Annotated in this window: 12 protein-coding genes; 10 read left to right on the forward strand and 2 right to left on the reverse strand. The window is 58.0% G+C overall.

All coding sequences use genetic code 11. The features are described 5' to 3' along the window. Positions 1 to 98 precede the first annotated feature (98 nt). From modA to modC, 3 genes are read left to right on the forward strand one after another with little or no spacing between them, the layout of a single operon-like run. Positions 99 to 872 (forward strand): molybdate ABC transporter substrate-binding protein, encoded by a 774-nt coding sequence (gene modA, locus GXP72_RS06580; RefSeq protein WP_208763630.1) that lies wholly within the window; start codon positions 99 to 101, stop codon positions 870 to 872. After that, entirely contained in the window at positions 872 to 1,561 is a 690-nt protein-coding gene (gene modB / locus GXP72_RS06585) for a molybdate ABC transporter permease subunit (protein ID WP_061715733.1), read from the forward strand. The genes modA and modB overlap by 1 nt, the downstream gene beginning before the upstream one ends. Before the next feature lie 2 nt (positions 1,562 to 1,563). After that, a complete protein-coding gene (gene modC / locus GXP72_RS06590) occupies positions 1,564 to 2,622 on the forward strand; it encodes a molybdenum ABC transporter ATP-binding protein ModC (RefSeq protein ID WP_048992108.1) in 1,059 nt (352 codons plus the stop codon). On the opposite strand, the gene GXP72_RS06595 is transcribed toward modC, so the two are convergent. Beyond that, positions 2,623 to 3,441: a pyridoxal phosphatase gene (locus tag GXP72_RS06595; protein WP_048992107.1), complete on the reverse strand. Its 819-nt coding sequence runs from the start codon at positions 3,439 to 3,441 to the stop codon at positions 2,623 to 2,625. Positions 3,442 to 3,581: 140 nt separating this feature from the next. Between GXP72_RS06595 and pgl the strand changes: the two genes are divergently transcribed. After that, positions 3,582 to 4,577, forward strand: coding sequence for a 6-phosphogluconolactonase (pgl, locus tag GXP72_RS06600; RefSeq protein ID WP_048992106.1), 996 nt, complete (start codon positions 3,582 to 3,584; stop codon positions 4,575 to 4,577). 443 nt (positions 4,578 to 5,020) lie between these two features. Further along, on the forward strand, positions 5,021 to 5,110 hold the full coding sequence (tisB, locus tag GXP72_RS06605; protein ID WP_023332440.1) for a type I toxin-antitoxin system toxin TisB: 90 nt from the start codon (positions 5,021 to 5,023) through the stop codon (positions 5,108 to 5,110). Positions 5,111 to 5,165: 55 nt separating this feature from the next. Here the strand turns inward: tisB and GXP72_RS06610 are convergent, their stop codons facing one another. Beyond that, entirely contained in the window at positions 5,166 to 6,449 is a 1,284-nt protein-coding gene (locus tag GXP72_RS06610; protein WP_024908776.1) for a putative acyl-CoA thioester hydrolase, read from the reverse strand. A gap of 224 nt (positions 6,450 to 6,673) precedes the next feature. Between GXP72_RS06610 and hutI the strand changes: the two genes are divergently transcribed. From hutI to hutH, 5 genes are all read left to right on the forward strand, one after another. Continuing rightward, positions 6,674 to 7,897: an imidazolonepropionase gene (gene hutI / locus GXP72_RS06615; protein ID WP_208763631.1), complete on the forward strand. Its 1,224-nt coding sequence runs from the start codon at positions 6,674 to 6,676 to the stop codon at positions 7,895 to 7,897. Further along, entirely contained in the window at positions 7,894 to 8,832 is a 939-nt protein-coding gene (gene hutG, locus GXP72_RS06620) for a formimidoylglutamase (protein WP_208763632.1), read from the forward strand. The genes hutI and hutG overlap by 4 nt, the downstream gene beginning before the upstream one ends. A 19-nt stretch (positions 8,833 to 8,851) precedes the next feature. Continuing rightward, a complete protein-coding gene (locus tag GXP72_RS06625) occupies positions 8,852 to 9,586 on the forward strand; it encodes a histidine utilization repressor (RefSeq protein ID WP_024908773.1) in 735 nt (244 codons plus the stop codon). A 126-nt stretch (positions 9,587 to 9,712) separates the two neighbouring features. Continuing rightward, complete coding sequence (gene hutU / locus GXP72_RS06630; RefSeq protein WP_208763633.1) at positions 9,713 to 11,401, forward strand: urocanate hydratase; 1,689 nt, start codon at positions 9,713 to 9,715, stop codon at positions 11,399 to 11,401. After that, positions 11,398 to 12,918, forward strand: coding sequence for a histidine ammonia-lyase (hutH, locus tag GXP72_RS06635; protein ID WP_061715729.1), 1,521 nt, complete (start codon positions 11,398 to 11,400; stop codon positions 12,916 to 12,918). The genes hutU and hutH overlap by 4 nt, the downstream gene beginning before the upstream one ends. Positions 12,919 to 12,984 lie beyond the last annotated feature (66 nt).

Here is a 12,984-nt window from a genome sequence, read left to right on the forward strand (position 1 = left end):
CACCTGTTTACCTCTTCAGCGGTACGATTTAACGCTGGGATCTCCCTGACGTTACCGTTATATTAATATGTATATAACGCTACTCACAGGAGTTAAAAATGGCACGTACCTGGGTACCCCTTTTCGCAGGGGCAACGCTGACGCTTTCACTTACCGGCCACGCGCTGGCGGACGACGGTAAAATCACGGTCTTTGCGGCGGCGTCGCTGACCAACGCGCTGCAGGATATCGCGGCGGCGTATAAAAAAGAGAAAAACGTCGAGGTGGTCTCCTCTTTTGCCTCTTCCTCGACGCTGGCGCGCCAGATAGAAGCGGGCGCACCGGCGGATCTGTTCATCTCTGCCGATCAAAAGTGGATGGATTACGCGGTGGAGAAGAAAGCGATTGATGCGGCAACCCGCGAAACGCTGCTGGGGAATAGCCTGGTTGTCGTGGCGCCAAAAGCCAGCGCCCAGGCGGACATTACCATCAACAAAGAGACCAACTGGACGAGCCTGCTGAACGGTGGCCGTCTGGCGGTGGGCGATCCGGAGCACGTTCCGGCCGGTATTTATGCCAAAGAAGCGCTGCAAAAGCTGGGCGCATGGGAGACATTGTCGCCGAAGCTGGCTCCGGCGGAAGATGTCCGCGGCGCGCTGGCACTGGTGGAACGCAACGAAGCCCCGCTGGGCATTGTGTATGGCTCTGATGCGGTTGCCAGTAAAGGTGTAAAAGTGGTCGCAACGTTCCCGGAAGACTCCCACAAGAAAGTGGAATATCCTGTTGCGATTGTTGATGGACATAAAAATGCGACTGTGACGGCCTTCCGCGATTACCTGAAGGGGCCGGAAGCGTCCGCAATCTTTAAACGTTACGGATTTACGACTCACTGATGATATTGACCGATCCTGAATGGCAGGCTGTTCTGCTGAGCCTTAAAGTCTCTTCCCTGGCGGTTGCGCTGAGTTTGCCCTTTGGGATCTTCTTTGCCTGGTTACTGGTTCGCTGTCAGTTTCCCGGCAAAGCGCTGCTCGACAGCGTGCTTCATCTTCCGCTCGTGTTGCCGCCCGTGGTGGTCGGTTACCTGCTGCTGATTTCGATGGGGCGGCGCGGTTTTATCGGCGAGAAGCTCTACGACTGGTTTGGGCTGACGTTTGCGTTTAGCTGGCGCGGTGCGGTACTGGCGGCGGCGGTGATGTCATTCCCGCTGATGGTGAGGGCGATCCGCCTCGCGCTGGAAGGCGTGGACATGAAGCTCGAACAGGCGGCCCGCACGCTGGGGGCAGGCCGCTGGCGCGTCTTTTTCACCATCACGCTACCCCTGACGTTACCCGGCATTATTGTTGGCACGGTGCTGGCCTTCGCCCGTTCGCTGGGCGAGTTTGGCGCGACCATCACGTTTGTGTCGAACATCCCCGGCGAGACGCGAACCATCCCGTCTGCGATGTATACCCTGATTCAAACGCCGGGCGGTGAAGGCGCGGCGGCGCGGCTGTGTATTATTTCAATCGTGCTGGCGCTGGCATCGCTAATGGTGTCTGAATGGCTGGCGCGGCTCAGCCGCGAGCGAATGGGGAAATAAGCATGCTGGAACTCCATTTCACCCAGACGCTGGGAAACCATACCCTGACGCTTAACGAGACGCTGCCGGCAAGCGGCATCACCGCCATCTTTGGCGTGTCGGGGGCGGGAAAAACGTCGCTGATTAATGCCATCAGCGGTCTGACCCGCCCGCAGTCAGGCCGTATTGTCCTGAATGACCGCGTCCTGAATGACGTGGAGAATAAGGTTTACCTCTCGCCGGATAAGCGCCGCATCGGCTATGTTTTCCAGGACGCGCGCTTATTCCCGCACTACAGCGTGCGCGGCAATCTGCGTTACGGCATGGCGAAAAGCATGGCTTCGCAGTTTGAGAAGCTGGTAACGCTTCTAGGCATTGAACCTCTGCTCGACAGGCTGCCTTCCTCGCTTTCCGGCGGAGAAAAGCAGCGCGTGGCCATTGGCCGCGCGTTGCTGACCGCGCCCGAACTGCTGCTGCTCGACGAACCGCTGGCCTCGCTGGATATTCCGCGTAAACGCGAACTTCTGCCTTATCTACAGCGGCTGACGCGCGAGATTAATATTCCGATGCTCTACGTCAGCCATTCGCTGGATGAGATCCTCCACCTGGCCGATAAGGTGCTGGTGCTGGAAGAGGGTCGCGTCAAGGCCTTCGGCAACCTGGAAGAGGTGTGGGGCAGCAGCGTAATGCACCCGTGGTTACCCCGGGAACAGCAGAGCAGCATCCTGAAAGTGAGCGTGCTGGAACACCACCCGCACTATGCGATGACCGCCCTGGCGCTGGGTGACCAGCATCTTTGGGTCAATAAGATTGATAAACCGTTACAGTCCGTACTGCGAATTCGCATTCAGGCGTCGGACGTCTCGCTGGTGCTGCAACCGCCGCTGCAAACCAGTATTCGAAATATTCTGCGCGCCAAAGTCGCGGAGTGTTTTGATGATAACGGGCAGGTGGAAGTGAAGCTTGAAGTGGGAAGCAGAACGCTCTGGGCGCGCATCAGCCCGTGGGCCAGGGATGAGTTAGGGATCAAACCCGGCCTGTGGCTTTACGCGCAAATCAAGAGTGTCTCGATCACCGCCTGATTACAGCAGGTGGGTATAAATGTACTGCGCGATGCTGTCGGTGGTGTTGTCGCCGATCACCACGTTAGCACGCGCTTTGACCGCGTCGTCGGCATTGCCCATCGCCACGCCGGTACCGGCGGCTTCCAGCATGCTGATGTCGTTGTAGTTGTCACCGAAGGCGATCACGTCCTGCATTGACCCGCCCTGCGATTCCACGTACTGCGTCAGCCGTTTGCCTTTGCTGTTGCCTTTGCGGGCAATATCCACCTGATCGTGCCAGGACCATTCGCACTCCAGACCCAGCGTCTGTTCCACGTGTTTTGCGAAGGCATTCAGTTTGGTGGTGTCTTCATCCGTCAGGGCGAATTTCCAGATAGCCTCAACGTCCTGGGCCGCCTGACGCAGGGAGGAAACCTGGGTAAAGACCGGACGCTGCGCTTCAGGCAGGGACAACGCCCAGTTGCTGGTGCGCACCACATGGCCGGTAGGGCGCTCATACACCATCGCATTATCTACGTACATCAGACCGTGAACGGCATGCTCATCCAGCAGATCAATCAGTTGCAGCGCCTGGGGAACCGGCAGCGGGTCGGATGCTAAAACCTTTTTTGCCTGATAATCATACAAATAGGTGCCATTACAACAAATTGCAGGTGTATCTAACGCCAGTGCCTGATAAAAAGGGTGAATGGCAACGTGATGTCGACCCGTTACGATAAGGAGTTGATATCCCGCTTCCTGTGCGCGTTTAAGCGCTTCCAGAGAAGAGGGAAGAAGGGTTTTTTGCGGCGTCAGTAAGGTACCGTCTAAATCCAGAGCAATCACACGCGAGGTCATCTGTTTTCCCGGGTTAATATTGAATTTACGTTTTGATGGGATGGTACACCGAGAGGCGAATGCTTCAAAACTCCTGTCGACAATTCAGCATTCACCGTCAAAAGTTAACTACTTTCATGCGCAGTGAGGAGTGAATATTCATGAAACAAACCGTTTATACCGCCAGTCCTGAAAGCCAGCAGATCCACGTCTGGCGTTTAAATACCGAAGGGACACTCACGCTGGTGCAGGTTGTTGATGTGCCAGGCCAGGTGCAACCGATGGTCATCAGCCCGGATAAACGTTTCTTGTACGTGGGTGTGCGCCCGGAGTTCCGCGTGCTGGCCTATCGCATTTCTCCGGACGATGGCGCGCTGACGTACACTGCCGAAGCCCCGCTGCCGGGCAGCCCAACCCATATCTCTACCGATCGTAAAGGCAATTTTGTCTTCAGCGGCTCTTATAACGCGGGCTGCGTCAGCGTAACGCGTCTGGAAAATGGCATTCCGGTCGAAACCGTGGATGTGGTGGAAGGGCTTGAAGGCTGCCACTCGGCGAATATCACGCCGGATAACCGCACGCTGTGGGTGCCTGCGCTGAAGCAGGATCGTATCTGCCTGTTCACCCTGAGCGACGATGGTCACCTGGTGGCGCAGAATCCTGCCGAAGTGACTACCGTTGAAGGCGCGGGTCCGCGCCATATGGTCTTCCATCCGAACCAGCAGTACGCCTACGTGGTTAATGAACTGAACAGCTCAGTGGACGTCTGGGAGCTGAAAGATCCTAACGGCCAGATTGAGTGCGTGCAGACGCTGGACATGATGCCGCCTGACTTCTCCGACACCCGCTGGGCGGCGGATATCCACATTACGCCAGATGGCCGCCATCTGTACGCCTGTGACCGTACCTCCAGCCTGATTACCGTGTTTAGCGTTTCTGAAGACGGCAGCGTGCTGGCGGTTGAAGGCTTCCAGCCAACGGAAACCCAGCCGCGCGGCTTTAATATCGATCACAGCGGTAAATACCTGATTGCAGCGGGGCAGAAATCCCACCACATCGCGCTGTATGAAATTAAAGGCGAGCAGGGTCTGCTGGAAGAGAAAGGACGTTACGCCGTCGGACAGGGGCCAATGTGGGTCGTGGTTAACGCTCACTAAGCGGCTTAAAACAAAAAACCTCGCGAACGCGAGGTTTTTTTATGCCCGGTGGTTGCCGGGTGAGCACATCAAAACGTAACCAACATGGTCATCATAATGTCGACTCAAGGTGAAGTAAACGCATCGTCAACGAAGGACAAAGAACACAGAATGATTATCGGTTGTTATTTTTAAAATAATCAGTTGTTTAGAGGCGTTTTCTTTATAAATTCCTAAACTGACCTTATCTGTTTTTATGTACAGTAGTGATTTGATATCATTCTGTCCGTTGGCTTGATGTGTTGCAGTTCCGCAATTCAGGATCCGTATTCAGTCCTGGCTGTCGGGTGGTGCCGACAGTGCCTAAACTGCGGAGCACATCAAAACATAACCAACACACCTCTGGTGACAGGCCGCGGAAAGGTAAATCAGGGGAGAAGTGCTCTATACCAAAGGAGTGGCGTATGAGCGGTGTGGAATGGGCAATTCTGTTCCTGCAACTCATGGTTGCGATTATGCAACTATTGGATGCGTATCTTAAGTTTGGAGCCTGACGCATTCAGTCGCAGTAAAAAGGGGGATTAAACTCCCCCTTTTACTCTCATCTTATTACTGCTTCGGCTCAGCAACCACTTTGCTACCCAGACCGCGGTTGTTGTATTCCCACATGCGGTTGAAGTTAGCGTCGTTCAGGTTGCGCTGCACGTTCCCTTTATCATCCATCGCACCGGTATTGCCGGAGAACGGACGTTTGGAGATTGCTGCATCAGCCCACGGCTTCGCCATGTTGAAGCCTTCGTTGATCACGCTGTCGCGGATCACGACCTGGCCGTTAGTGGCAGAGTCCACGTCCAGGGAACGTCCCAGCTGCGCCACGCCGTCACCGGCAGCATTAAAGCGGCTGTTCACGGCCAGGAAGCCGTAGAAGAGGTTAGACTGGGTTGCCGGAGCAAACACGTAACCTTCCTGCTGAGTACGTGAGTTCACCACGCGGAAATCGGTGTTATCAAACACCACCGCGCCGCGACCGGACACCAGATCCACGTCACCTTCAACGTAGCTGTTGGTCACCAGGGTACGGGTCAGGCGGTTATTCTGCAGGGCGTTCTGCACGCCGCTGTTGGTCACGAAGAAGGTATTCTGACGGCCCAGAATGTTGACGTTGTTAATCTGCACCTGGTCACCATCGCTACGCAGCGCAACGGCCTGGTGGTTACCGGCATCAACGCTGTCGCCCAGGGTATTCTGGATGGTCAGGTTCTGCAGCTGCAGACCGTTATTCTGAGACCAGAACACCGCTGAGCACATCACGCCAATGGTGGCGGAACGCTTACTCTGGCAGTTATCAAACATGTACCACGCTGGTTTACCCGGCATATATTTACCGGCCGGGTTCACCAGGTGACGCCAGGTGTTGCTGTCGATTTCGGAATCAATCGCCAGGCCAATTTTTACGTCGATAGCTTTTTCGCCCAGACCGTAAAGCGTAATGCTGCCTGGTGCGGCCGGAACATACACGGTGCCTTCATATTCACCTGGCAGGATCGCGATGTACTGGCGAGACGCGCTGTGTTTAGTGATGGCAGCATCAACCGCAGCCTGAATAGAGGTATGCGTTACGCCCTGTGCACCCGCCGGGCCTACCACGAAGTCAGGCTGTTTAGGCAGGTTAATAGACGACGGTGTCCACGGTGCAGCGTTAGGATCCATCGCTGAGAAGTAGTGCGCACGATCGAAGTTCTTCGCTTCATCAGCGGACAAAATCGGGCGGGAGGCGGTACCGGGCGCAACCTGCTCAGAAGGTCGCTGATCCGGTGGGGTTGAACTGCATGCGGATAAGGTCACGCCAAAGGCGAGTGCTAACGCCAGACGGGAAATCCTGGAAATGTTCAAGGTGAAGCTCCTGGGTATGCAAGTCTTTACGGGATAGACGAAATAGCCTGCTTTTTTATACTAAGTTGAGCGAAACGGGAAGATAAAAAGGGTAAAAGTTGCATTTTTAGCCCCGGAGCGGCAGGTAAGTGATCACAAATAAATAACATTTTCCGCAAAGTCGGTTGACAGCAGGCAACAGATGAAAATAAATGTCTATACAACCCATGACAAGTGGAATGCCCATGCAGCAGATTCATCCCGACGATGTAATATGGCGAAATGCGCGACTGGCTACGATGGTGCCGGACGTCTCTGCGCCCTATGGACTGAAAGAGCAACATGCCCTGGTCGTGCGCGGCCACACCCTTCTGGCCGTGATCCCTGAATCTGACATTCCTGCCGGACACCCTCACTGTGTCGATCTCCAGGGGCGTCTGGTCACGCCTGGCCTGATTGACTGCCATACCCACCTGGTGTTTGGCGGCGATCGCGCGGCGGAGTGGGAGCAGCGTCTGAACGGCGTCTCTTATCAAACCATCAGCGCCCAGGGGGGCGGGATTAACGCGACCGTGACGGCGACGCGCAGCAGCTCACCCGAAACCCTGCTTAAGCTGGCGCAGCAGCGGCTTCAGCGACTGATGAATGAAGGCGTCACTACGGTTGAAATCAAGTCGGGATACGGTCTAAACCCCGAGGCCGAAGAGAAGATGCTGCAGGTTGCCCGTCAGCTGAGCCTCAATAATCCGATCGATATCAGCCCAACGCTGCTGGCGGCCCATGCGGTTCCGCCGGAATACCGACAGGATCCAGATGCGTATATCACGCTTGTCTGTGAGCAGATATTGCCCGCGCTGTGGCAAAAAGAGTTATATGAAGCAGTAGACGTGTTCTGCGAAAACGTCGGCTTTACCCCGTCGCAAACCGAGCGCCTCTTTCAGGCGGCAACCGCGCTCGGCATCCCGGTGAAAGGACATGTCGAACAGCTGTCGAATCAGGGCGGTGCGGCGCTGGTCAGCCGGTATAAGGGACTCTCCGCCGATCATATCGAATATCTTGACGACGCAGGCGTTCAGGCGATGGCGGAAAGCGGCACGGTTGCGGTCCTGTTGCCGGGGGCGTTCTATTTTCTGCAGGAGCGCCAGCGTCCGCCGGTTGAACAGCTCAGAAAACAGGGTGTCCCGATGGCGGTCGCCACCGACTACAACCCCGGCACCAGCCCGTTTGCCAGCCTGCACCTGGCGATGAACATGGCCTGCGTCCAGTTTGGCCTGACGCCGGAAGAGGCCTGGGCTGGCGTGACGCGACACGCGGCGCAGGCGCTGGGGCGTGGCGCAACTCACGGACAGCTGCGGGCCGGGTTTGTCGCCGATTTTATCGTCTGGGATGCTCACCATCCGGTTGAGATGGTCTACGAGCCGGGAGGCAATCCGCTGTATCAACGTATTTTCCGTGGGGAGGCAGTATGAGGTTATGGCGGCCCGTAGCCGAAACGGTCTGGCAGGGGCGCGACGACAGCGCCGAGGCCAGCAATGCGACGCGCATTTTCCAGACGATAAAGCAGCAGGGGCAGTTCACGCCGCTTTCATCCGGCATCGCGCTGATAGGCTTTGAATGTGATGCAGGCGTAAAACGCAATCAGGGCAGGCCCGGCGCCGTGCAGGCGCCGGATATGCTGCGAAAAGCGCTGGCGAATATGGCAAGCCATCAGGGGCACGAACGGCTGGCGGATATGGGCTCGGTTTACGTTGAAGGCGACGAGCTGGAAGCGGCACAGCAGGCTTTAAGCGATGCCGTCACGGCCTGTCAGCAGTCCGGGATGCGTACGCTGGTCTTTGGCGGTGGGCACGAAACCGCCTGGGCGCACGGTCGGGGCGTTCTTGACGCGTTCCCTAACGAGCGCGTGGCGGTGATCAATCTTGATGCGCATCTTGACCTGCGCAAGGCCGACCATGCCACGTCCGGCACCCCGTTTCGTCAGCTGGCGCATTACTGCGATGAGCGCGGGCGGGCATTTCAGTACGCCTGCTTTGGCGTGAGCCGGGCGGCGAACACGCAGGCGCTGTGGGATGAGGCTGAACGCCTGAACGTCACGCTGGTGGAAGATCTCCATTTCAGGCGCGATGCGCTATCTTCGCTGGAAAAAGTGCTGGCGCAGGCTGACCGTATCTACCTGACGATCGATCTGGACGTCCTGCCCGCCAGCGAAATGCCTGCCGTTTCCGCTCCGGCTGCGTTAGGCATACCGGCGCTGGATCTTCTGCCGGTTATCGAACAAATCTGCCGTAGCGGTAAGCTACAGGCCGCCGATCTGGTAGAGTTTAACCCGCTGTACGATCGGGACGGACAGGGCGCAAAGCTTGCCGCCCGTCTGGCCTGGCAAATTGCTCACTGGTGGGCATAACACTATTCAAGGAGTTACGATGTTTTCACGCTCACCTCTGCCGCAGTCGAGCCCTCCCGCGCCTTTCTACGAAAAGGTGAAGCAGGCGATCAGCGAAAAAATCGCCACCGGCGTCTGGCGGCCGCACGATCGCATTCCCTCGGAGGCCGAGCTGGTGGCGCAGTTCGGTTTTAGCCGGATGACCGTCAATCGGGCGCTGCGCGAGCTGACCGACGAAGGGCTTCTGGTGCGCCTGCAGGGCGTGGGGACATTTGTGGCGGAACCGAAAGGGCAATCTGCCCTGTTTGAAATCCGCAGTATTGCCGATGAGATAACCTCGCGTAATCACCAGCACCGCTGTGAGGTACTGGTGCTCGAAGAGACCCAGGCCAGCGCCGAGCAGGCGGTAGAGCTGAACGTCAAAGAAGGTAGCCGGATCTTCCACTCGGTTATGGTGCATTTTGAGAACGACATTCCGGTGCAGATTGAAGATCGCTGCGTGAACGCTGAACGGATACCGGACTATCTGAACCAGGATTACACCCAGACCACCCCGCACGCCTATCTCTCGCTCGTCGCACCGTTGACGGAAGGGGAGCACATTGTGGAGGCCGTGCGCGCCACGCCGCAGGAGTGCGAGCGGCTGCGCATTAAAGAGCACGATCCGTGCCTGCTAATTCGCCGTCGGACCTGGTCCTCGTCGCACATCGTGTCGCATGCCCGACTGCTTTTCCCGGGGAACCGTTACCGGCTGCAGGGCCACTTTATGTCATAAGTTTTAAAAGCGTGATAGCTAACGCAATATAACAAAATTGTATCTTTTTTGTTAAATCCGACCTTGTGTGTGCTTGTCTATACAAGTATATCTAAATGCATCACTGTCCCGTATGAGGAGCACACAATGTCGTCAGGTAAATACCGCCAGCAGGATGTCCGCGCCGCGCGCGGCACCACTCTCACCGCCAAAAGCTGGCTCACCGAAGCCCCGCTGCGTATGTTGATGAACAACCTTGATCCTGAGGTGGCGGAGAACCCCCACGAGCTGGTGGTCTACGGCGGCATAGGCCGCGCCGCGCGCAACTGGGAATGCTATGACGCAATTGTAAAATCCCTGACCGAACTCGAACACGACGAAACCCTGCTGGTGCAGTCCGGCAAGCCGGTGGGCGTGTTCAAAACGCACAAAAACGCGCCGCGCGTGCTGATCGCTAACTCTAACCTCGTGCCGCACTGGGCCACCTGGGAACACTTCAACGAACTGGACGCGAAAGGGCTGGCGATGTATGGCCAGATGACCGCGGGTAGCTGGATCTATATCGGCAGTCAGGGGATTGTGCAGGGCACCTACGAAACCTTCGTGGAAGCCGGTCGCCAGCACTATAACGGTTCGCTGAAAGGCCGCTGGGTACTGACCGCGGGTCTCGGTGGGATGGGCGGCGCGCAGCCGCTGGCCGCCACGCTTGCCGGCGCGTGCTCGCTGAACATTGAGTGCCAGCAGAGCCGCATTGATTTCCGTCTGCGTACCCGTTACGTCGACGAACAGGCAACCGATCTGGACGATGCGCTGGCGCGCATCAAAAAATACACGTCTGAAGGCAAAGCGGTGTCGATTGCCCTGTGCGGCAACGCGGCGGACATTCTCCCGCAGCTCGTCGCCCGCGGCGTACGCCCGGATCTCGTGACCGACCAGACCAGCGCCCATGACCCGCTGCACGGTTACCTGCCAAAAGGCTGGACGTGGGAAGACTATCAGCAAAAAGCGGAAACCGATCCGGAAGGCACGGTGCTTGCCGCGAAACGCTCCATGGCGGAACACGTCTCCGCGATGCTGGCCTTCAGCCAGATGGGGATCCCGACCTTTGATTACGGCAACAACATTCGCCAGATGGCGAAAGAGATGGGCGTGAATAACGCCTTCGACTTCCCGGGCTTCGTTCCTGCCTATATTCGCCCGCTGTTCTGCCGCGGCATCGGTCCGTTCCGCTGGGTTGCCCTGTCCGGTGACCCGGAGGATATCTACAAAACCGACGCCAAAGTGAAGGAGATCGTCGCCGATGACGAACACCTGCACCGCTGGCTGGATATGGCCCGCGAGCGCATTAACTTCCAGGGCCTGCCGGCGCGTATCTGCTGGGTAGGGCTGGAGTGGCGGCAAAAACTCGGTCTGGCCTTCAACGAAATGGTGCGCAGCGGTGAAGTTTCCGCGCCGATCGTCATTGGCCGCGACCACCTGGACTCCGGCTCCGTCGCCAGCCCGAACCGCGAAACCGAAGCCATGCGCGACGGCTCGGATGCGGTCTCCGACTGGCCATTGCTGAACGCTCTGCTCAATACCGCCAGCGGCGCGACCTGGGTATCGCTGCACCACGGCGGCGGCGTGGGGATGGGCTTCTCCCAGCATTCCGGGATGGTCATCGTCTGCGACGGAACCGATGAAGCCGCCGCGCGTATCGCTCGCGTACTCCACAACGACCCGGCAACCGGCGTGATGCGTCACGCGGATGCGGGTTATGAGATTGCCATTGACTGTGCCAAAGAGCAGGGCCTTAACCTGCCGATGATCCCTGCCACACAAGGAAAGCATGAATGAACGCATTAACACTCACTCCCGGCTCGCTGACGCTCAAACAGCTGCGTAACGTCTGGCGTAAACCGGTCACCCTTTCGCTTGATGAAAGCGCGCACGCGGCCATTAATGACAGCGTTGCCTGTGTGGAAGCCATTGTGGCCGAAGGGCGCACGGCTTACGGGATTAACACCGGCTTTGGGCTGCTGGCACAGACCCGCATCGCGACGCACGATCTGGAAAACTTACAGCGTTCGCTGGTGCTGTCGCACGCGGCGGGCGTCGGCCAGCCGCTTGACGATGAGATTGTCCGTCTGATGATGGTGCTCAAAATCAACAGCCTGGCGCGCGGCTTTTCCGGCATTCGCCTGAGCGTGATTCAGGCGCTGATGGCGCTGGTCAATGCGGAAGTCTATCCGTGGATCCCGGCAAAAGGCTCTGTTGGGGCATCCGGCGATCTTGCCCCGCTGGCGCACATGTCGCTGCTGCTGCTGGGCGAAGGCAAAGCGCGCTGGCAGGGCGAGTGGCTGCCTGCGAAAGAGGCGCTGAAAAAAGCCGGCTTAACGCCCATTACGCTGGCGGCGAAAGAGGGGCTGGCGCTGCTGAACGGCACGCAGGCATCGACCGCCTTCGCGCTGCGCGGCCTGTTTGAAGCGGAAGATCTGTTTGCCTCTGCGGTGGTGTGCGGCGCGCTGACCACCGAAGCCGTGCTGGGCTCGCGTCGCCCGTTCGATGCCCGCATCCACGAGGTGCGCGGTCAGCGTGGGCAGATTGATGCCGCCGCGATGTACCGTCACGTGCTTACCGACACCAGCGAAATTGCCGATTCACACCATAACTGCGAAAAGGTGCAGGATCCGTATTCCCTGCGCTGCCAGCCGCAGGTGATGGGCGCGTGCCTGACGCAGCTGCGCCAGGCGGCGGAGGTGCTGCTGGTGGAGGCCAACGCGGTGTCCGATAACCCGCTGGTGTTCGCTCAGGAAAACGAGGTGGTCTCCGGCGGTAACTTCCACGCCGAGCCGGTAGCGATGGCGGCGGATAATATCGCCCTGGCGATTGCCGAAGTCGGCGCGTTGTCCGAGCGCCGTATCGCGCTGATGATGGATAAACATATGTCCCAGCTGCCACCGTTCCTGGTGCGTAACGGCGGGGTCAACTCGGGCTTTATGATTGCTCAGGTGACGGCCGCAGCGCTGGCAAGCGAGAACAAAGCCCTGTCGCACCCGCACAGCGTGGACAGCCTGCCAACGTCTGCAAACCAGGAAGATCACGTTTCGATGGCACCGGCTGCCGGGCGTCGTCTCTGGGAAATGGCCTCCAACACCCGCGGCGTGCTGGCGGTGGAATGGCTGGCGGCAAGTCAGGGTATCGATCTGCGTGAAGGGCTAAAATCCAGCCCGCTGCTGGAGCAGGCGCGTCATGCGCTGCGCGAGCATGTATCGCATTACGATGACGACCGCTTCTTTGCGCCGGATATTGATAAGGCGATGCAGCTTCTGGAAGAGGGGCGGCTGGTGGGGCTGTTACCTTCGGTGCTGTGATTTTTCCCCTCACCCTAACCCTCTCCCAAAGGGAGAGGGAATTGCCAGGTTTTCTCCCTCTCCCTG

The organism is Enterobacter sp. SES19, from assembly GCF_011765665.1.
Taxonomy (GTDB): domain Bacteria; phylum Pseudomonadota; class Gammaproteobacteria; order Enterobacterales; family Enterobacteriaceae; genus Enterobacter; species Enterobacter pseudoroggenkampii.

Bases quoted from the DNA above. Each gene is read 5' to 3' on its own strand.
- modA (WP_208763630.1), top strand. From the start codon at position 99: ATGGCACGTACCTGGGTACCCCTTTTCGCAGGGGCAACGCTGACGCTT.
- modB (WP_061715733.1), top strand. From the start codon at position 872: ATGATATTGACCGATCCTGAATGGCAGGCTGTTCTGCTGAGCCTTAAA.
- modC (WP_048992108.1), top strand. From the start codon at position 1,564: ATGCTGGAACTCCATTTCACCCAGACGCTGGGAAACCATACCCTGACG.
- GXP72_RS06595 (WP_048992107.1), bottom strand. From the start codon at position 3,441: ATGACCTCGCGTGTGATTGCTCTGGATTTAGACGGTACCTTACTGACG.
- pgl (WP_048992106.1), top strand. From the start codon at position 3,582: ATGAAACAAACCGTTTATACCGCCAGTCCTGAAAGCCAGCAGATCCAC.
- tisB (WP_023332440.1), top strand. From the start codon at position 5,021: ATGAGCGGTGTGGAATGGGCAATTCTGTTCCTGCAACTCATGGTTGCG.
- hutI (WP_208763631.1), top strand. From the start codon at position 6,674: ATGCAGCAGATTCATCCCGACGATGTAATATGGCGAAATGCGCGACTG.
- hutG (WP_208763632.1), top strand. From the start codon at position 7,894: ATGAGGTTATGGCGGCCCGTAGCCGAAACGGTCTGGCAGGGGCGCGAC.
- GXP72_RS06625 (WP_024908773.1), top strand. From the start codon at position 8,852: ATGTTTTCACGCTCACCTCTGCCGCAGTCGAGCCCTCCCGCGCCTTTC.
- hutU (WP_208763633.1), top strand. From the start codon at position 9,713: ATGTCGTCAGGTAAATACCGCCAGCAGGATGTCCGCGCCGCGCGCGGC.
- hutH (WP_061715729.1), top strand. From the start codon at position 11,398: ATGAACGCATTAACACTCACTCCCGGCTCGCTGACGCTCAAACAGCTG.